Annotated in this window: 18 protein-coding genes; all 18 read right to left on the bottom strand. The window is 48.5% G+C overall.

Annotated elements, in window-relative coordinates; genetic code table 11:
* Positions 1-9: 9 nt before the first annotated feature.
* Genes WC772_02345 through WC772_02260 form a run of 18 tightly spaced genes read right to left on the bottom strand, consistent with a single transcriptional unit; the run spans position 10 to position 19,385 of the window.
* The gene (locus WC772_02345) at positions 10-750 is read right to left on the bottom strand and encodes a hypothetical protein (GenBank protein ID MFA6169594.1); all 741 of its coding nucleotides are present in this window, start codon (positions 748-750) and stop codon (positions 10-12) included.
* A 1-nt stretch (position 751) separates the two neighbouring features.
* Positions 752-2,224 (bottom strand): radical SAM protein, encoded by a 1,473-nt coding sequence (locus WC772_02340; protein ID MFA6169593.1) that lies wholly within the window; start codon positions 2,222-2,224, stop codon positions 752-754.
* Between the two features lie 4 nt (positions 2,225-2,228).
* Complete coding sequence (locus WC772_02335; protein ID MFA6169592.1) at positions 2,229-3,251, bottom strand: class I SAM-dependent methyltransferase; 1,023 nt, start codon at positions 3,249-3,251, stop codon at positions 2,229-2,231.
* 8 nt (positions 3,252-3,259) lie between these two features.
* Positions 3,260-4,273: an N-acetylneuraminate synthase family protein gene (locus WC772_02330; GenBank protein ID MFA6169591.1), complete on the bottom strand. Its 1,014-nt coding sequence runs from the start codon at positions 4,271-4,273 to the stop codon at positions 3,260-3,262.
* Between the two features lie 2 nt (positions 4,274-4,275).
* Complete coding sequence (locus WC772_02325) at positions 4,276-5,280, bottom strand: radical SAM/SPASM domain-containing protein (protein ID MFA6169590.1); 1,005 nt, start codon at positions 5,278-5,280, stop codon at positions 4,276-4,278.
* 11 nt (positions 5,281-5,291) lie between these two features.
* Positions 5,292-7,103 carry a hypothetical protein gene (locus tag WC772_02320; protein MFA6169589.1) on the bottom strand — a complete coding sequence of 604 codons (1,812 nt, stop codon included), beginning with the start codon at positions 7,101-7,103 and terminating at the stop codon, positions 5,292-5,294.
* Positions 7,090-9,057 (bottom strand): hypothetical protein, encoded by a 1,968-nt coding sequence (locus WC772_02315; GenBank protein MFA6169588.1) that lies wholly within the window; start codon positions 9,055-9,057, stop codon positions 7,090-7,092. Before WC772_02315 ends, WC772_02320 begins: the two co-directional genes overlap by 14 nt.
* Entirely contained in the window at positions 9,054-9,827 is a 774-nt protein-coding gene (locus WC772_02310; protein ID MFA6169587.1) for a class I SAM-dependent methyltransferase, read from the bottom strand. Before WC772_02310 ends, WC772_02315 begins: the two co-directional genes overlap by 4 nt.
* 12 nt (positions 9,828-9,839) lie before the next feature.
* Positions 9,840-10,580, bottom strand: coding sequence for an SDR family oxidoreductase (locus WC772_02305; protein ID MFA6169586.1), 741 nt, complete (start codon positions 10,578-10,580; stop codon positions 9,840-9,842).
* A gap of 11 nt (positions 10,581-10,591) precedes the next feature.
* Positions 10,592-11,713, bottom strand: coding sequence for a 3-dehydroquinate synthase (gene aroB, locus WC772_02300; GenBank protein MFA6169585.1), 1,122 nt, complete (start codon positions 11,711-11,713; stop codon positions 10,592-10,594).
* A complete protein-coding gene (locus WC772_02295) occupies positions 11,710-12,378 on the bottom strand; it encodes an acylneuraminate cytidylyltransferase family protein (protein MFA6169584.1) in 669 nt (222 codons plus the stop codon). The genes aroB and WC772_02295 overlap by 4 nt, the downstream gene beginning before the upstream one ends.
* Positions 12,375-14,255 carry a hypothetical protein gene (locus WC772_02290; protein ID MFA6169583.1) on the bottom strand — a complete coding sequence of 627 codons (1,881 nt, stop codon included), beginning with the start codon at positions 14,253-14,255 and terminating at the stop codon, positions 12,375-12,377. Before WC772_02290 ends, WC772_02295 begins: the two co-directional genes overlap by 4 nt.
* Entirely contained in the window at positions 14,252-15,148 is an 897-nt protein-coding gene (locus WC772_02285) for a class I SAM-dependent methyltransferase (GenBank protein ID MFA6169582.1), read from the bottom strand. Before WC772_02285 ends, WC772_02290 begins: the two co-directional genes overlap by 4 nt.
* Positions 15,120-16,607, bottom strand: a complete 1,488-nt coding sequence (locus tag WC772_02280; protein ID MFA6169581.1) for an oligosaccharide flippase family protein — start codon at positions 16,605-16,607, stop codon at positions 15,120-15,122. Before WC772_02280 ends, WC772_02285 begins: the two co-directional genes overlap by 29 nt.
* Positions 16,600-17,148 (bottom strand): GNAT family protein, encoded by a 549-nt coding sequence (locus WC772_02275; protein MFA6169580.1) that lies wholly within the window; start codon positions 17,146-17,148, stop codon positions 16,600-16,602. Before WC772_02275 ends, WC772_02280 begins: the two co-directional genes overlap by 8 nt.
* Complete coding sequence (pseI, locus tag WC772_02270; GenBank protein ID MFA6169579.1) at positions 17,145-18,176, bottom strand: pseudaminic acid synthase; 1,032 nt, start codon at positions 18,174-18,176, stop codon at positions 17,145-17,147. The genes WC772_02275 and pseI overlap by 4 nt, the downstream gene beginning before the upstream one ends.
* On the bottom strand, positions 18,173-18,634 hold the full coding sequence (locus tag WC772_02265; protein MFA6169578.1) for a GNAT family N-acetyltransferase: 462 nt from the start codon (positions 18,632-18,634) through the stop codon (positions 18,173-18,175). The genes pseI and WC772_02265 overlap by 4 nt, the downstream gene beginning before the upstream one ends.
* Positions 18,627-19,385, bottom strand: a complete 759-nt coding sequence (locus WC772_02260; protein ID MFA6169577.1) for a TIM barrel protein — start codon at positions 19,383-19,385, stop codon at positions 18,627-18,629. The genes WC772_02265 and WC772_02260 overlap by 8 nt, the downstream gene beginning before the upstream one ends.
* Positions 19,386-19,393 lie beyond the last annotated feature (8 nt).

Below are 19,393 nucleotides of genomic sequence, written 5' to 3'. Positions count from 1 at the left end.
ATTAGCCTCCTATTTGAACTTGATCTGGTTTTTTATTTCCGCCGCCGCGACCGGATCATTTACGACCCGGGGATATTCCGTTAAAGTCTTACAATACGCGACTACTTCTTTCAGGGATGGGACCCGGCCGAAATGGTCAAAAATCTTCTGGATAAAGATCAAGTCCGATTCGTAATCGACGGTCAGCCGGAGTTCCGGGAATCTATGCTCCGGTTTTACTTCATAAAGAGTATTTTTAATGAAAGGAGCCATCTCAAAAAAGTAGGTCATGTATTCGGTCAGATCGTGCGACAGGGTCCGGCGGCTAAGCTCCCGCAGGGCAGAGGTTTTGATCACTTCGCAGGCTGTCCCCAAGGGAAGCCCAACCGGCCGAGAATAATCGCCGTTATTGGCCTTCATATATTCAAAAGCAAGCTTCATATTCTCAAAGTCCGAAAGGGGATTATCTCCGGTAATCCGCACAACATAATCCGAAGGCATCCGCTCCATCGCGCCCAAAAAGCGGCCTAAGACATTCTTGTCATCACCCCGATAGCAGATCACACCTTTTTTTTTACAAAACTCTTCGATCGCGTCGTCGCCAGAAAGGGCGGTCGTACAGATAACGAACCCGTCCAAGTAAGGCGTGGCTTTAAGCCGGTCGACAAGGATCTCGATGATTGGTTTGCCGCTTAACAGCTTAAAAGCCTTATTTTTAAGCCGAGAGGAAGCGGTCCTGACCGCAACAAGTCCGACAATTTCTTTGCTCATGCTAGCTTTTTCCCTGCTGATACTGACTGATCAACTCGGCCAATAAAACGTCGTCATCTTCGGCTTTTTTCACCAATGGGAAAAGATCTTTGTCTACTTTGGTATATAACATGAACGTTCGGTATAGTCTTTCAATCTCCGCCTTCGGCAGCTGGGGCATGGTCAAAACACTTGTCTCGCTCGGATACTCATAAGTATCGCCGGTCGGGTCAAAAAAACCATTATCGACGCAGACCTGGCGCAATTTTGACCCCATAAAAGGCTGAAATATCCCGACCGAATACGTCGCCGGCTTACAGCGGCGGAATAATTCGATCGTGTCGAAAATAAGCTCGCGAGTTTCAAATGGCAAGCCAATCATCGCAAAGGCAGAAGGAAGAACCTTAGTTTTATTATGAAAAATATCAAAAGCCTCAATGATCTTGGTATTGGGGACCCGCCGGTTCAGGACTTCGCCGCGGAACTTTTCATTGCCGACTTCGATCCCGATCGTCATCAGATAACAACCCATATCATCGACGATCTTGGCTTTTTCTTCGGTAACAGAGTGGGGATGCGTCATCGCGTAAAAAGGAAGCCCCACCTCGCGCTTGTATAATTTGGCTAGATCTTTAAATAAACTCAACTCCATAGACAAAAAGGTCTCGTCTAAAAAGTAAAACATCTCAACTTTATACTTCTCTTTCAGGATAATCAGGTCTTCGATCGCCCGGTCAATACTTTTATGCCGCAAATATTTCTGTGGGGCTGTTAAATTTCGCAAAGCGGTACACGAACAGTAATTGCATGTGTACGGACAGCCCCGACTAAACTCGACCGACCCGATCCGGCGCATCCGGCCATTCAAAGGGGCATAAATGTGCTGTTCAGAAAAAAGGCTCCAGTCCAAAACAGGCAGCTTATCAAGCGAGATCAGTTCTCGCAAAGAATTTTTATAGATATGTCCGTCCCGTTTGACCCAGATATTCCTGACGTCCGCGATGTCCTGCTTCATTTCAATACGGCGCAGAAGCTCATCCAGGGCGTATTCCCCCTCGCCGAGACAGATCATATCGACCGACGGCTCGGCGATCACCTGATCGGGACAGATCGAAGGATGCAATCCACCGTAAATGACCGGCAGACCAGGAAAAACTTCTTTGATTTTACGGGACCATTTAATGGCATGATAATAATTAGCCGAAAGGATGGAAAAGCCCACCAGGTCAGGCTTGAATTCCCGGATCTTCCGCAGAAGATCCGTCTCGGCATCCGAATCGAGATACTTAAAATCGACGGGATTTTCGATCGGTTTATATAAACCGAATTTTTCCCCCACTTTGTTCCGGTTCTTTTCCGCGTACTGGCGGTAAAAGGTCGTATCAAAGATCTCAATCTCATGCCCGAGCGATTTCAAATAACTTGCCAGATTGGTCAGACCGATCGGAAACGACCCCCTCATCGTCGCGTTCATGTAAACAAAAAGTAATTTCATATTTTTATCCACCTTTCCCGGTTTTTTTAGCAAACACCAGCATATTGCCGCTTAAGCGATTATTGCTCAAATATTTCTGAAAATTACTCCGTTGCTGATCGTCCGCTTCGCGGGCGAGATATTCGATAAACGGCGGCATCGCCGGCGCAACGCCGGCCAGGATCTGTTTCCTGACAACTTCAACGTCCAATATCCCTGGCGTCATCTTCTTGACCACCTTGAAACCGGTCCGCTCCAGCAACAGATCGATCGTATCGACATTGAAATAATTAAGATGGCACGGCCCGTGAATATTTTTGTACGACCGACCTAAAGCCAGCATATCAAAACCATGCCGATTGGGAGTAGTAAATCCGATGTAGCCCCCTTTTTTCAACAATTGGTTTATTTTAAGGAGGAACTTAAATGGGGAAAAAACATGTTCGATCGTTTCAAAATTGAGAGCGATATCGTAAAGTGACGATGGGGCCTTGAAGCTTTCGAGCGTTGTTTTATGCGCCTTGATCCCCTTTAAGGAGCAAGCGCAGCAAGCCGCATCGTCGGGATCAACCCCCTCAAGGGAAAATTTACTTTTTTCTTTAATAATTTCCAGAAAAGTCCCGATACTGCAGCCAATCTCAACCAGTCGGCCGTCCGTCTTGCCAACACCGCCTAAAAACTCAAGCACCTGCTGGGCGCGCCGCTCAAAAATATATTTTGTCCTGGATTTTTCGTTTTTCATTAATTCCCTAGTAAACAGCGCGATCGCCTTCGAATTGATATAAAAATTATCCAGCGTCTTTTTAGTCGGACGGGGATTGATAAAGAGCGTATCGCAATCTGGGCAAGCGTGAAAAGAGAACTGTCCTTTCACGAACGCCTCGCGGGTATCTTGCCGATCGCAACACGGGCAATTGATTTTAGCGAACGAAGCACGATAAGGATTTATTAATTCATTGACATCTTCCTCAAGCAAAGAAAAAAAGTCGTCCTTGAACCTATCGGCCCTTAACTTCTCTTCGATCCCCCGGGCTTCTCGTTTTTTCACAGTTTTCATCATTTTTTTCTCCCTTTCGTGAACATATTTTTCAATAGAATATCGTCTTTTTTTACACCGCGCCTAAAATTCTTGCCTAAATAATCAGTAATTCCCTTTCGATAAAGACTTTTTTCACCACCAGCCACCTCGCCAAGCTTAAAAGCAACCAAATCATTTTTTAGTTTCTCGCCAGCTTCAATATCCCGCGCCGCCACAGCAAGCTTCCTCTTTTTTATAAAATACTCTTTTTCAAGCTTAGTGAGGTTAAAGTCTCCCGAACCGCAAGCGGCTCGCGTTCTGATTAATAAAGCACGAAGTTTGTCCAATTCATGGAAATCAATAGCCGACTGCCAATCATAAGTTTTTTTTCTATTCGCGAGATAGACGTGTTTTTCCACAACGCAAGCACCCTTGGACACAGCCAGACAAGGCAAGATAGTGGCAAAAAGATCCCGGGCATCGCCATGGTCCATAAAACCGACGCTGCAACCGTAATGCTCACGCAGATACTCAAGCCTGTTCAGGTGCGCCTCCTCTAGCGGGGTCGGGAAAGACTGAAAGCCAAGCAGAAAACAAATATTATTGCTGCCAGGCAGTTTAATGATTTTTTCGATCTCTTTTAGCTCCGCGCCTCCGGTAGAAACAAAAACCTTCTTCTTTAACCCAATAACCTTTTTAATAAATGGGAGATCATCAACATCACTGGCATAGATCTTAAACAAATCGGCATTCAAGCCAACGGCTAATTCCAATGAACGATCGCCAAAGACATCAAAGGCGACTTTTTTATTCGCCGCTTTGACCCGCCCCACAATTTTTTTCCAAAAAGAAGAAGAAAACTCAAGGGATTTAAACAAAGAATATTGAGAATGATGAGGAGCCAATAATTCGTCGGCAATAATCAATTGAAACTTTATCGCGTCCGCCGACGTTTGGCAGAGCCCAGCAACAAGTTCCAAAAGATAATCATCATTGCCGGCGTGGCAATTCGCTATCTCCGCAACTAGCAAAGGAAAGGCATCTTGTTTCATAATTACAAATAATTAACCTGGCAATCTTTACAGGCAGCGATCTGGTCAAACTTACATTGCCGGTGCAAATCCCGCATCCGCTTCATATTCTCGCCTTTCCAGATATCAGCAATGGTTTGCGTTCGCGCGTCGCCAACAGGATTTCTCATTTGATGGTCGCCGCAACACATCAAAACAACACCATCCCACAAAACCACCAAACGCTGCCATAACTGAGGACAAGGAATCCTTTCCTTGCTTAAAGGGGTTACGTTTGCTGACTCGCCGATATTATTATAATTGCTTCGATAGCGAGAAAAGCCTATTCGATTAGCTTTATCTTCCCAAAACTTTATATAATCGGCCGCTTCCTGGCTATTTGACGACATATAAACCATTTGCACCTGGACGCTCGGCAACTTTTTGCCCAATAAGTTTCTGATCTCTATAAAACGAAGGATCTTAGGAATGGTCACATCATAGCTGGTCCCCCTGCGGATCGAGTTATAAACAGCTGGCGTAACTCCATCAACGGAAAACTTGATCCTTGAAAGCCCCGCTTCTATAAGGCCCTTTGATAACTCATCGGTCAAAAGAGAGCCATTACTGTTGAACTGGACTTCAAGGACCCCGGCCTCTTTTGCCAGTTTTACAAAATCAATTATCTCGGGGTGCATTAACGGTTCGCCCCGGAAATTAAACTTTACCGAAGGGAGAAAATTATCCTTAACTTCATCAAGTATCTTTTTATAAAGCTCCTTACTCATATAGCCCTGGACCATCTTCCCAAAAGGGATCTGGCACATTGAACACCTAAGGTTGCAGGTGTTGGAGGTTTCGATATCAATATGAAGCGGGAAATCAGCCACAATATTTTTCGCGGGATTTTCCGACCAGGCCTTTCGATACAGCGCGAATTTTTCGCCAAACAGCCGGTTAGTATCCTCAAACCGATCAGTCCCAAGGACCTCGATAAAGTCCGGACTGACTTTAACTATTCGACTTTCTTCGACAATATTTTCCAGCATTTATGCCTCTCCTATCTTAAAAACAAGCTGAAACATTCTTCGCCTTTTTGTCCCAGATATTCTCTGTAATACCGCTGCGCTTTGATTTTTTGATCTTCGTTTTCACCCTTTAAAGCTATTTCGTTAAGCAAGGTAACAAGCGATTTTTCTGATCCCGCCTTCAATTTATTCAAGGGGAAATTTATAAGAGGATCATAACTAATTATATCATGAAAATGGCTGATCTTAATGACCGGCAAACCCACCCCCATCGCCTCCAAGGCAACTTTACTTCCATCGTAGAGAACGGCAAAAGACCTTTCGAGGTCCTTTGCCAGCGGGCTGGACGAGATCTCGATATTCTTTAAAGCCTTAAGATCAAACGCCAGGCTGTCAATGTAACCGGCCAATGGAGCGGCCGGGTGCGGCCTGATTATCAATTGAAAATCGCTCTTTTTTAGAGAAGAAATTACAAATTCTAGCATTTCTTTAGCCCTTGGATAACAGCCAAGCACAACCAATAGATTTTTGCTCATTGACCTTGACTTGATCACGGGCCCGAGCTTAACAGCAGAAAGAGAACAACCAGACCGCAATCTTGCCGGTGGATAATGCCCCTCTTTTACCAGATAATCCCTGGTAATGTTCCCCACGGTCACGATCCGATCTGGTAATGGAATAAAATCCTTTTCATTACGGCCCAAAAGAACGCTTGTCAGCGCCTGATAAAGCACACTGTGCTGGTACCCAATAATAAAAGGCTTGGCTGTCGCTCTTAGCCCAAGGATCAGCATTTTCTCCCATGGGTAATTCTCATGGCTAAAAATACAAGTATCCGGCCTATAATGTCGAGCCAATCTTTTGCCCAGGCAATAATAAAGCATATTGTGCAGATCCTGTCCGCAGGAACGCTCATAAGCAAGACAAGAATTCAGGAGCAAAAAGACATCGATGTCTTGAAAATATACAGGCCCCTTGATCTTGCACGGCTTTAATCGACAATAGAATAAAGCTAAAATGGGATCGATCAAACGAAGCAATATTTCCTGCGGCAAAGGTCTCCCGTCAGCCCTCATTAATTTTACTGCCGCAATAAAATCACCAAGCACACCAACAAGCATTTCAACGTTCAACCGTTTACTTTTTAAATCGTTTTCAAGCGAGCCAAAATAAAGGTCCTGATAAGGGGAGGAAGATAACGAAACAATGGTCGCCCAACTCCTGATCACATATCGTTTTCCCCCATTCATTTTAGACCCAAACAACTTCCTCCGATGTAAGAACATAGAACAAACAATAATTCGGTAGTACTGTTTCAGCAAGAACAACGCCGAAGAAAACATCTGTCTGGACAAAGAAAACAATAAAACACACAGCCAGCTCCGGAAGCCAAACAATATCACCCGCTTATTATCCTTTTCGCATAAATATTTTAGCTGCCTGGCGACTCTCGGCGAATCCGCGACCACGACAATAGGTTCCGCACCTGAACATTTTATCTTCTTGGCAAGACAAATCGTCCTATAAAGCTCGTCAAAAAAACTCGAGGAGACGTAATCTTTCGAAGAGAGACTGTAGCTCCACCATTTAATGCTTTGATATTTGGAATTAACATCCCCGATCAAATCGATATACTCCGCCAAGAAGCGCTCCGTCTCCGCCAGAGGACGATCACAAACATTCACCGCTTTTTTAATCCGGCAGATATCCAAAATAGCCGCGGCTTGCTCCCTGTCCGTTACTAAGACAAGAAGCGCAGGGCCAGCCAGCTCCTTTTTGCTTAAAAACAGCTGTTGCGCGCGATGCGCGTCCGGCACAATGAATATCTTTCTAATTAAACCCATTAATTGCCTTGTCACTCCCCCACGTTTTCTTGAATTGTTCGTCGGCAAACAACAACGCCTCATTGCGCCCTTTCCCTTGATTGAACGCATCCAACAAACATTCCAAATATTTGGCCATTCTTTTAGCCGCCTGGCCGTCTTGAAACGGATCTTTTTCTTTCAGGTTAGGGATTCGGCTCGCCCGGCCGATCTCAACGCTCGGATCGCGGCGGACCTGGCCGATGGCCGACATTAAAGCTTCAAGGTCGTCAAAGACCAGGGTCCCTTTTCCCCACTGATATTCTTCATATGAATAAAGTTTTTCCAGGTCGAGATAAACGACCCGCGACCCGGCCAGAAAGCATTCCAAAGCAGTCGTCCCTCCAAGCAGAAGGGTGATCGTCAGGTCGGCCGCCTGTGACGGCTCGGCCGGATAACTCTCGGTCCCATATTGACCATCAAGAAAGACGCAGCGGCCGGTCGCTTTGGCCTGGTCGATCAGGCCGGCTGCTTCCGGTATCCTATTGAGCAAAGTCTTGGGACGCTTCGGACTGCAGATCAAACCTAAAGATCCGTCGGCTAAGACCGCGGAAAGCAACCGCCGATAAACCTCGGCGCTCCGGTCGTTGGGAATAAGGCTTAAGCTATCGTCTGATGAGTTCTCGTCAAAGTAACAAATAATGAACTTCGCCCCCTTGGCTTGCAGTTTCTTCCTTAGTTCCCCTCCCTTGGTCCGCGCGGCGGGGAAAGAATAATCGGTCAGGTAGCCGGAATAGAGATAGCGGCCGCAACGCGAGCCGACCGCCCGCTGGCGGGCCAGGTAATAAGGGCCAAAAAGAAAAAGAACATCCGCGCCCGAAGCCAGAATCGGATTAGGGAGCGGCCAGTTGGAATTCTGATAACTGACCCCAATTCCGCCATTCGCCGCGACAGCCAAATGCCGCGCGATCCGGTAGGGATCAAAATCAACAAAGTCAACGTTCACTTTGATCCCCTGCTGGAGATAAAAATCATGATAACGGGCGTATTCGGCGATAAACCGGAGCGACCAGATCAGATAATTTAAAGGACGAAGCCCGCCCCCATAACGAAAATAATAATAAATAGTTTTGAATATCAGCTTACTCTTCTCAATAAAGTCGGGCGACGGCCGATAGACCGGAACTTCAGCGGTCGCGGTCGCTTTCGCCGTCAGGGCCGCCGCTTTGATCTTCCGGCTGGTTAGTTCCTCTACCATTGCCCCGGTGACCGGCAAATCTTTCCGTTCAAAATAGAGCAGAGCTTTTTCTCCGGGAAACTGCAGAAGCCAAGGGAAATCGGAACGTTTGTCATCAGTGAAAGCAAAGCCCTTCAAAGTGTAGAGGTTGCCGAGCAACGCCTTAACTCCTGCCGGACGGAATGATCCGAACAAAGCAAGCGCCCAACCTTTAATAAACATCCAGATTACATGCCCGAGTTTCACCAATTGGGAAAAAAGATCGGCCAACGAATAACGGCTGACCACCGCGATCCCGTACTTCTTAGCCGCGTACTCCGCCAAGGCGGGAACAAATGGGGACCAGGGAAGATGATATTGAAGACCATCGACTTTTGCCGTTCGCGCCAGCGCTTTTAAGACGATGACCTGCCGCTCGAGCAAGTTATCGGCATGCTTCTTGAAGAAAAGGGCCGTTTTTTCCGGCTCGCCGAAGAGCGTCCCAAACCGTTTCACGAATTCATTCCGTCCGATCCCCTTTTCCACTTCATTGATAATGGCTAACAGATCGTGCTGATAAACTGCCGGGAAGGACGAACTGCCATCAGCTTCCATTAATTCGTAAAAATGGAAGTCTAACGGCTGTAAACGATCCTCTAACTTCAAGGCTTTAATTAATTTTTGCCCCTGGCTGGTCGCACGGAAATAACTCCCTTTTTCCTTGGAGAAGAAAAAAACGAGGACCCCCCAACTATTTAACTGATAAAAGCAACTGTTCAATGACTTTTATCCTTGGCAAATAGCCGGATCGTATTGTTGCTGTAAATGTCTTTTTCTTCGTAAGGGTCCGGAAATTGCCGGCATCCTTCGGCAAAAATCTTGCTCATCACCATCTTCAAGCCGACCCGCTCAAATGATTTCTGAAAATCGCGGGGATAAGCAAACAGGCTCCCTTCGTTCTCCAGAATCAGGACCAATTTCTTGCTAACCCGCGACATTTCCTTAAAGAGATAATTATATTTTGGATGAATATTGACCAAGACCGAGTGGCAAAAGACCAGATCGTATTCGGCGGTCGGCAGTTTTTTAATCTCCAGCGGCGCGCTCCCGACGATCAGCTTGCTGTCGCGCGCCATTTCTGGAAAAACCGTCCGGGACATTTCGACCGCTTTGGGACCGATCTCGATCCCGGTCAGGTTTTTAAAGCCAAGCTTATGGAGATAGTTCAGCGACCGGCCGACATTACAGCCAAGCTCCAGGATCTTGCTCTCTTTATTCAGATACGGCAGGACCTCTTTGAAGAGTTCGACCAGGGAATTGTCCTCCTTGATGTAAGTTTCCGGACGATCGGCACTCCCTTCGGTCCCCTGTTTCTCCCACCGTTTCGCCAAATCCAAAGAAGCCAACGGCGGTTGGAAGCCAAGGTCACCCAAAAAAACAGCCAATCTCAAATATTGGTATTTCAGGCGGCGATTGTTCAAGGCCAATTGACTTATCCGGTATTGCGCTTTTAAAAATATGTCAGAAATAACTTTTTTTAATATTTTCATGATCTCCTCCTCTTACCAGGCGCTCCAGCCGCCATCGACGCTTAAGACTTCACCGGTCACGTAATCGGACATTGAGGAGGCCAGATACAAGCAGGCATTGGCAATATCCCCGGCTTTCCCCCATTTCTTTTGCGGCGTCCGCTCTAAAGTAAAATCGTACAGTTCAGTTTTCTTTTTAAAATTCTCGGCGTAGGAAGTTTCGCAAAAACCGGGAGCGATCACATTGACGTTAACGTGATGTTCCGCCCATTCGACCGCCAGGCACTTGGTCAAGGTAATGATCCCCCCTTTCGAAGCACCGTAAGCGGACAGATCCGGCAGTCCCAGGGTCCCGATGACCGAAGCGAGATTGACAATCTTGCCTGATTTTTGCTTGACCATCTGCCGGCCGACTTCACGGCAGAGCAAATAAACACTGCCAAGGTTGGTGTTAATAACTTTCTGCCACTCTTCGGTCCCGATCTCCAGGAACGGTTTGCGGAAACGGATCCCGGCGTTGTTGACCAGGACGTCAAACCGGCCGAACTTGGCCAAACTCTTGGCAACGAAATCGACGACTGTCTTCTCATCGCCAACATCGCCGGCATAGGTCAAAACCCGGTCTTCGTTAAAGCCGGCCAGGTCGGCCGGATCGCGCGAGATCAAAGCCAGCTTCGCCCCTTCGCGGTAGAAAAGCTTCGCCGTCTCTAGGCCGATCCCTTTTCCCGCTCCGGTAATGACGCAAACTTTATCTTTCAACATTTCTTTTTCCATATTACACTCCTCTATTTAACGATCGCTTGGAAGGCTTGCTCGATCAAAGTGAACGGCACGTCATTGTAAACGGCGCTCCGGCCGATCTCGCTGGCCAAGATCATTCTGATAACGTGATCTTTCCGTTTCTTGTCCTTCTTAACGTTGCGGAGACACTCTTCGATCAGCGCCCCCCGCTCAAAGCCGATCTTGGCCGATTCAACGGCGACCGGCAGTTGGTATTGTTCAAAAATATTTTGTTGGGCCAAAGCCGCCGCCGGCTTCAAGCTCAAGTGGCGCTGGGCAAGATACGCCGCCGCCATGATCCCCAGCGCGACCCCTTCACCGTGGCGGTAGCTCTCCCCTTTATCGGTCACGGTCGAAACTTCGATCGCGTGGCCGAGCGTGTGGCCGTAATTAAGCTTTAACCGCGACCCGCCCTCATGAACGTCGCCGGTCACGTGCTCGATCTTGATCTCGATCGACCGTTCGATCACTTTCAGCAGATCGGCTTCCTCTTTCTTCAGGATCGCGGCCCGCCGGTCCAAAAGGAACTGGAAGAATTTAGCGTCGGCAATGATCGCGGCCTTGATCGCTTCGGCCAAGCCCGCCCGGTAATCGCGGGGCGGCAGGGCGTCGATAAAATCCAAATCGATCAGGTTGATAATCGGATGGTAATAACTGCCGATGGCATTGATCGTTTTACGGAAATTGATGGCGACCTTCCCCCCCAGGCTGCTGTCGATCATCGCCATCAGGGTCGTCGGAATATGGACCAGATTGAGGCCGCGCAAATAGGTGCTAGCGACAAAGCCCCCCAGGTCGCCGACCACCCCGCCGCCGACCGCGATCAGCGTCGAATCGCGGGAAAAGTCCTGGCTTTCCAGGAGACCGTAGATCTTGAGCGCCTCGTTGATGTTTTTGTTGATCTTCCCTCCTTCAAGCGGATGAAGAAGGACGCGGAAACCGGCGGCGCGCAGGCTAGCGGCCAGCTTATCGTTAATTGACGCTTCAAAATAATTATCATAAACGATCACGACGTCGCGGTTTTTGGTCCGTTCCAAAAGGAGCCCGGCCAGCTCCCCCACGACCCCCCGGCCGATCAGGAGCGGATAACGGGACCGATCGAAGATAACTTCTTTTTTAATAATCATTTTAGTGGTTGAAAAAAGCCGGCGTTGACCAGCAGTTCGGCGATCTCAAAATCTTCCGGCGTGTCAATGTCGTGCCCCTCGAAATGATCGATGTTCTTGATGAAAGGCTTATCGCCGATCCGCCGGCGGCGGGTCATGAACAGTTCCCGCCGGAAAACGTATAAGGACGATTGTTCAATCACGACCGGATCGATGTCCTGGGTCCGCGGCGTCGGCAAGTCAAGCGAATAATTAAGCGGCTGCCCTCTAAACCAGGCGAACTTCTTAAAGGCATAAGCGGTAAAAGCGGAATCATACTCGCCGGAAACGACCTTCTCGATGCATTCCGCGATCGTCGCCGGCTTAAGAAACGGCGAAGTGATGTGAAGCAGGACAAGAATGTCGGCGTCAGAAAGCTTCAGGAATTCGCCGATGATATCCTGGATCGTCGCGGTCTGGGTATCGAGCGACTTCGGCCGTTCCAGAAAAGTATACTTCAAATCGGCGTCAATATATTTTGCAATGCTCGGCTCCGAAGCAAAAAGGACCAGCTCGTTAAGAGCTTTTACTTTATTCAACGCCCGCAGGGAATAGTTGATCAGCGGCACCCCTCCCAGCAATTTGACGTTCTTGGACGGGATCCGTTCACTGTTCAATCGCGATGGGACAAAGGCAACAATTTTCATCTCGGCACCTCTCTCTTATTTAAAACATTTTCCACATATTCATACAAATTATTTTCATGGTTGGCTTCATATTTATAAGGTTTGAGATCAAAACCCGCGAAACGACCCTCTGCGCTAATTTTTTGATATTCATTAATCGCCGAACGTAGTCCCATTAAGCTATTGGTATAAACAATCGGCGACACTATTTCACCGGTCCGATAAACCGACAGCTTAAAATGATTGTACCGATCCCATTTATCATACAAAATGACCGGCCTGCCATTAAGCATAGATTCATCAATCGCGGTCGAAGAATAACTCACAAAAATATCGGTCGCCGCCAGAACTTCGGAAAATGGTCCTTGGCAGCTGATTGTAATTTTATTCGAGCGCGGCAACAACCGCTTCAACTCTTCATCATTTAATTCGAATCCAGGATGGGGCCTGACGACCAGGTGAACCAGCGGGAGTTTATTGACCGTTGAGATTAAGTCCGAGAGACTGGCGAGATATTCATCAAAGGTTTCCAGGAAATAATATCTCTCGCCGCCGCGTTTTTTATTGGAAACCGCATGAGTAATGATTGTTTCTTCGGGCAAAAGACCAAGCTTAAGTTTGGCCTTATTTTTTTCTATTCCGGAAAGATCGGCAAATATTAAAGGGCCGGTTTTGATTTCGTTGGCCTTGACCCAGGAGTATTTTCTCTTAAAATAATGGAAATGTTCTTCCTGAACCGGGGTCGCCAGCGCGACGTCAGTGTATTCGCTCAACATAAAACCGCGGCATAATTCGACCAGCTCCATTTCATGGATCTCGTCGACCGGGACCGGGTGCGCGCCATGGGACACAAACAGGGATTTGATCCCCGCCTGGCGGGAAAACTCCCCCGCCCCGTACCAGAACCCGCGGGAAAACGGCGAAATGACCAATCTGATCCCCAGCTCCTTTACCACGCTTTTCAGGGCCGAGAGCTGGCCGCTAAGTTCGGCAAAATAAGGGGCAATCGCCCCAACAACTTTCCCTTCAACGATCGGCGCCAGTGCCACTCCTTTATAATCAAAGACCTTAGTTCCCCGAAAAATTGTCGTCAATTTATCTTTAAGTCCGCCACCCGACACGCCACCGTTAAAATCAAACCAAAAATGTTTATTGAAGATCCCATAAATAAAAAGAGTCAGATATTTAAACGGCGACCGGCTGAACTTCTCCGGACAGGGGGAAATAAACGCCAGGCCAGGAACATGTTGGAAGAGCTTGTTTTTCAAAGCGGCAAACCCGTAACCATTTCCAGGGATCAGAACCAATTTTTTCCTAAATAGAAAGCAGTACGCTTTAAGCAAGCCGATCATTAACCAATTGAGCTTAGAGGCTTTCTCTTCGCTTTTAACAATTGCCGGGGCCAATGTTACAGCAATATTGGTAAACTTTAACGAATGGCCGGCGGCGTATTCTTTGACCAATTTCCCTAAATAACGATCGGCCGGCGTGATCATCAGGCTGCCCCCTCGCGGCTCGGCGAGAGCAGCAAACAATTCGACTTCCCCGGATTGGCGCACGCAATTATCAATAATCTCCACCAAACTCATTAAATGGAAAAGATAGAACCGAACGTAAAACTGGAGATCGGTCAGGTAAACGGAGGAAAAGCCTTGCTGATCGGTAAATTGAAAAGAACGGTTGAGCCAATCGACCGCCGATTGGGCGCTCCGGATCATCGACCGGTGGGAATCATTATTAAAGTATGGGAGAGAATTCTGGTGCGAGACCCCCAGCTTTTTCAGCTGGGCCTGTAGTTTCGGCTCCAGGGCGATGATAGAAAAATCACCGGGGTCCTTCACCTGCCGGCAAAAAGCCTCGTATTCGTCAATAAATTCTAAAAAAACCAGTTTCTTCATTGGGCGATCGCTAAAAGCGCGTCACTCCTCCCTTTCTTTTCCAACAACTTGCGATAACACTCTTCGGCCACCGCATAATCCCGGCTGATCTCAAAGACCGGCCGTTCAATCTGTGGTTTCCCGTAGAGAAGCCAATTACTTAAGTTAAGAAGCCCATAGCGCTGGGCGTAAACCAGTTTGATCTTTTTAAACCCGGCCGTCGTGAACGCTTTTTTCAGCGTTTGCCCGTTAAAGTAATTTAAGTGGGCCCGGATCCAGTAAAAATCGTGGTACTCTTTGGAATTCGCCAAAAGCTGATCGTCAACATTGGGAACTTCGCAGATGAAGGTCCCTTTCGGCTTAAGGAGAGCTTTGATCTGTTGCAGGAAAAAGACCGGATCGGTCGTGTGCTCGAGGACATGGAAAAGAGTGACCACGTCATACTGGCCGATAACCTCCGCTCCAGCGGCGACGTCATGTTCCAGGATCGGCGCCGGCGTATGGGCCTGAGCGATCGCCCGGCGCTCCCGCGAGATCTCCAGCCCCTTCACCTTTTTATAACCGGCGTCATAGAGCGCGGCGGCAAACAGCCCGTATCCGGCCCCGATATCCAAGATCGAGCTTTTCTTAGAAAAAAACTTTTTGATCAGCGCGACGTGGCGGTCGGTGTCGAAACGCTGGTTAGCCGCCAGTTTCTCGTAATCGATCTCTTTGCCGCGGTTCTTGTCCTGCTGGTTCCGGTTATAGAATTCTTTTTCATCCTCATCGGTTGGTTTCGGCAATAACTGGATATGACCGCATTTTCGGCAAGTGTAGACCTTGAATTTAGTCTTATCGTCACGGAGAAAAGATTTGACCAACGCAAATTTTCCGCCGCCGCAAAGGTTACACCGGTTCGATTGTTGGTTCGGCAACTTTACCACCCCTTTTAAACATTTTCAGAAGCATCTCTATCCGATGCCGGCGAACAATGCCGGCCTGATACCCGATGAACAAAAAGACGGCAAGGAGCGCCAGCTTGATCGGGAAGAGGAGCAGAAAGGGATAATCGATCTTTTGCAAATATAAGATTGCGGCGGCGGCACTGTAGACCAGCGCGTAGAGGGGAATAATATGGCCCCATTCGTAAGCAACCCTATAAAGCCGTTGACCGATCACGGCTAAGGCAATATTCAGGACCAGATAACTGATCAAAAATGACAAAGCCCCGCCGATCAAGCCAAGCCTGGGAATCAGAACAATATTAGCCGCTACGTTCGCCAGCGTCCCAAAAATCGTGATCGGAAAGATCAGGTACGCTTTCTTGGTGTAAGCATATTGCAAGCCGACAAAGATCCCAAAAACATTGCTGGCATAGGCGCAAGCAATGATAATGATAACCGGAATCGCCGCGTAATAAGCGGGTGGCGCCATTACCATGATGATCTCCCGGGCGAAAACAACGGCCGACATGACCGGGATCATGGTCAGATATAAAAAGACGGTAAATAAGCGGCCGACCGGCTTGGCCGCTACCTCCCCTTTATCAAATACTTCCCGATAAAAAACCGGCTGAAATGAATTCCAAACCGCGCTCATCAGGTTGAACATTATCACACCGATGTTCTGACCAAGATTATAAACACCAACCGCGGAGAGAGAAAGCATGTTATTGAGCAGATATTTATCAAAAAACCGGTTAACAAATCCGGTCAGGACCTTGGGGACCAGCTGCAGGCCGAAAAGCATGTTTTCCCATAAAAGACGCAAATTGATCCGGAATGAAAACCCCGAATTGAAAGCCAGGGCGATAACAATTGTCAAACAAAAGTTAACGGTCAATGTCCCCAGCAAAGGCCCCATGTATGACAGGCGCAAAATCCCAACGTAAAAAAGGTTCAACAAAACGATCAAGGTATTCTGGACGATCATAATGACGGCAAAAAGCTTGGCCTTCTCCATCCCCTGCAATATTGTCGAATAAAAAGTAATAATATAAGCGAGATATACCCCCAAATAAGCGGCCAGGATCGCGTCGCCGTAACCCGCCCGGCCGATTATCAATCTGGAAATGTTGTCCTTGAAGAAAAAAACCACCAGTGAACTGGCGATCAGCATTAAATAAAGAAAAATCTGGGAAGAAACGATCAGCCCGTTGAGCTGTTCTTTGTCCCGGCGGTATTGAAAATAATTTCGCTGGGTGGCGCTCACCAGCCCGAAGGTCAGAAGTCCGACCGCGATCGCCGGGAAAAGGTTCGCCATGATGATGATCCCGTAATCGGCCGGCCGCAGGAGCCGGGTCATGATCGGCATGGCAATCAAGCTCAAAGCATACCCGACAAAATTAGGCGCGGTATAAATAATTATATTTTTAATATTCTTTTCGTTAAGCAATTGACTGATCCTTCTTTAAAAGTCCGACAATCAGGCCATCGATCCTTTTATTTTCAAACTGATACCGCTCGCGAAGGACCGCTTCGGTCTTGAACCCGGCCTTTTTAAAGATCGCGATCGAACCGGGATTATTGGCGTAGATCCCCGCTTCGATCCGTTGGAGCTTTAATTTTTTAAAACCATAGGCGGCCAGCAGTTTGATCGCTTCGGTCCCGATCCCTTTCCCCCAAAAGGCTTTCCGGCCGACGGCAATACCGATCACCCCGTAGTTGTGCCGGAGATTAATATCGGAAAATGAGATGTTCCCCACGTGCAGTCCCGTCGCCCGGTCATAAATACCGAAAAGCAGTTTGTGGTCGCAACCCGCAAAAGAACGGACAAAGGCCTCAACGGTCTTTTTCGTCTGTTTTACGTAACGCGATTCCAAATACCGGTTGACCTGCGGATCGTTCAGCCAATTAACGTAGTCGGCGGTTATATCACCGACCTGGAATTCTTTCAAATAAATATTCTTTCCCGAAATGATCTGCGGTTTTTTCATATCATCTCCCAGTCGACCGGGGTCCCCTTCTTTAGGTCGCGCTTTACTTTCTTACCGAACAGTCCGTCGTAATATTTAGGCGGCAGACCAAAGCCCGGCCTAATCACCCGTAAATTCAGTTTATTAAAGCGTTCACCCTTTTTCATATCTTGCGCAACATAAAGAGACCGTTTAAAGACCAAAGACTTTTTTTCTTCGGCGGTCGGCTCATATTTCACTTTCCCCAGCGCCTGCCAAGCTCTCTTGCTCTCTTCAACTAATTGCTTTAATTCCGCCGGTTCCATGGAGAAGGCGGCATCAACCCCGCCGTCAGCCCGCGATAAAGTAAAATGCTTCTCTATGACCGTCGCCCCCAGGGCAACCGCCGCGATCGCCGCCCCCAAGCCCAGGGTGTGATCCGAGATTCCCGCCTCGCATTTGAACGTCTTCTTTAAATGAGGGATCGTCAGGATATTGGAGTTTTTCGGAGTGGAAGGATAAGAGCTGGTACATTTAAGGAGGACCAGATCGCGGCAACCGGCCCGGCGGGCGGTTTGGACCGTTTCCTTGAGCTCGGCCAAGGTCGCGAGGCCGGTGGAAAGAATTATCGGCTTACCGGTCTTGGCAACCTTGCGGATCAGCGGCAGATCGGTATTCTCAAAAGAAGCGACCTTATAAAAAGGAACGTTCAGTTCTTCCAGAAAATCGACCGCCGTTTCATCGAAAGGAGTGCTAAAGCCAATTATCCCCAATTTCTTGCAGAGCTTAAAGATCGGTTTGTGCCATTCCCACGGCGTCGCCGCTTTTTGGTAAAGATCGTAAAGCGAAGACCCTCGCCAGGGGCTTTTCTTATCGCTGATAAAGAACGCTCCCTTAGCAAGATTAAGCGTCATGGTATCGGCGGTATAGGTTTGAAGCTTGAGAGCGTGAGCCCCCGCTTTGGCCGCCGCTTCAACGATCGCCAGCGCCCGGTCGAGCGATTGGTTGTGGTTCCCCGACATTTCCGCGATGACGAACGGCGGGTGTCCGGAACTAAACTGATATGTCATTGCCCCCACTCCTTTGCTTTGGCCAGGACCTGAATCTGCTCTCCGGCTTTATTTTGATAATCAAACAATTCTTTAAATCCGGCCTTTTTAAACGCTTTGATCGAGGCGGGATTGCTCGTTTTAGCCCGGGCAATAAGCAAATCGGTGATCGGAATCAGCGCCAAAATTTTAGCGCCAAGCCCCTGCCCCCTCATTTCCGGCGCGAGGTTAACGCTGACCTCTCGGGCAAAATCGTTCAACCGGTCAAAGCGCAAAACGCCGGTCTTTTTCCCGCCGGTCTCGGCGATCAGCAGTTCGCGCGCCGGGTCGGCCAGTGACTTTTGGAACCACTTTTGATGATCGTCGAAGCTGATCTCCGCCGACGAAAAACTAACCCGCCGGGTCGCTTCATCGTTACGCCAGCGATAAACGTCCGCGCAATCGTCTTGCGCGGCGGGACGCAGTTTTATTTCAGACATGTTTTAGGACCTCCAGATCGGCGACAAAATCATTAAGATTGGCCGGATCGCTTTTAACCGTTTCCACCGTGATCCAGCTTCCCGCCGGGATCAGCGCCAGCAATTTAGGCAGATCGTAATCCCCCCGGCCAAAATGGCGGTGGGAATCGCGATCGCTCCGGCTGTCGCCGTCGGTCAAATGGAACAACTTCGGCTTAAGGGCCAAAAAATCTTTCAGATAAGCAAAGGGCTCCCGATGCTGGGCATTGGCCGAACAGATCGCGTGCCCGAGATCAAGGCAAAAACCCGCTCCGGTCTCTTTGATGATCTCCGCGATCGCCGCCGGCGAATGGCCGTTGCAGATCTTTTGGCCATCGACCGTCACGTAAGGTTTATTCTCGATCACGATCCGCCGGTCGGCCAGAAGCTTGAGCTGGCGGATCGTCTCAACTTCAGTCCCGCCGATCCCCGGATGAAAAATGACCAGTTCAGCGCTCAACTCATCGGCAAAACGGAACGCTTCACCAGCTAGCCGCTGATTATCAGCGGCCGCGGCCGCAACGGATAAGTTCAACCCGTGGCCGTAATGCGGCGCGTGGATAATAACCGGCACCCCTTCATCTTTCAGCTCCCGCCACAGCGGCAAAGTTTCGGCTGTTTCCGGCACGACATAAAGCTCCAGGAACTGATACGTCCCTTTTTGAAAAAGCCGGCGCGCCTCCGGCAGGTATTGCCGGTTGGTCGACCAAAGTTTTAAGCCGTAATTATACATCTTGCTCC

Source organism: Candidatus Margulisiibacteriota bacterium (genome assembly GCA_041661965.1).
Taxonomy (GTDB): domain Bacteria; phylum Margulisbacteria; class WOR-1; order O2-12-FULL-45-9; family XYB2-FULL-48-7; genus XYB2-FULL-45-9.
The sequence above is the reverse complement of the archived record's forward strand: the minus strand, read 5'-3'. Positions and strand labels throughout refer to the sequence as shown.

Excerpts from the sequence above, each read along its gene's own strand:
- WC772_02345 (MFA6169594.1), bottom strand. The coding sequence starts at position 750 with ATGAGCAAAGAAATTGTCGGACTTGTTGCGGTCAGGACCGCTTCCTCT.
- WC772_02340 (MFA6169593.1), bottom strand. The coding sequence starts at position 2,224 with ATGAAATTACTTTTTGTTTACATGAACGCGACGATGAGGGGGTCGTTT.
- WC772_02330 (MFA6169591.1), bottom strand. The coding sequence starts at position 4,273 with ATGAAACAAGATGCCTTTCCTTTGCTAGTTGCGGAGATAGCGAATTGC.
- WC772_02325 (MFA6169590.1), bottom strand. The coding sequence starts at position 5,280 with ATGCTGGAAAATATTGTCGAAGAAAGTCGAATAGTTAAAGTCAGTCCG.
- WC772_02320 (MFA6169589.1), bottom strand. The coding sequence starts at position 7,103 with ATGGGTTTAATTAGAAAGATATTCATTGTGCCGGACGCGCATCGCGCG.
- WC772_02310 (MFA6169587.1), bottom strand. The coding sequence starts at position 9,827 with ATGAAAATATTAAAAAAAGTTATTTCTGACATATTTTTAAAAGCGCAA.
- WC772_02305 (MFA6169586.1), bottom strand. The coding sequence starts at position 10,580 with ATGGAAAAAGAAATGTTGAAAGATAAAGTTTGCGTCATTACCGGAGCG.
- aroB (MFA6169585.1), bottom strand. The coding sequence starts at position 11,713 with ATGATTATTAAAAAAGAAGTTATCTTCGATCGGTCCCGTTATCCGCTC.
- WC772_02295 (MFA6169584.1), bottom strand. The coding sequence starts at position 12,378 with ATGAAAATTGTTGCCTTTGTCCCATCGCGATTGAACAGTGAACGGATC.
- WC772_02290 (MFA6169583.1), bottom strand. The coding sequence starts at position 14,255 with ATGAAGAAACTGGTTTTTTTAGAATTTATTGACGAATACGAGGCTTTT.
- WC772_02275 (MFA6169580.1), bottom strand. The coding sequence starts at position 17,148 with ATGAAAAAACCGCAGATCATTTCGGGAAAGAATATTTATTTGAAAGAA.
- pseI (MFA6169579.1), bottom strand. The coding sequence starts at position 18,176 with ATGACATATCAGTTTAGTTCCGGACACCCGCCGTTCGTCATCGCGGAA.
- WC772_02265 (MFA6169578.1), bottom strand. The coding sequence starts at position 18,634 with ATGTCTGAAATAAAACTGCGTCCCGCCGCGCAAGACGATTGCGCGGAC.
- WC772_02260 (MFA6169577.1), bottom strand. The coding sequence starts at position 19,385 with ATGTATAATTACGGCTTAAAACTTTGGTCGACCAACCGGCAATACCTG.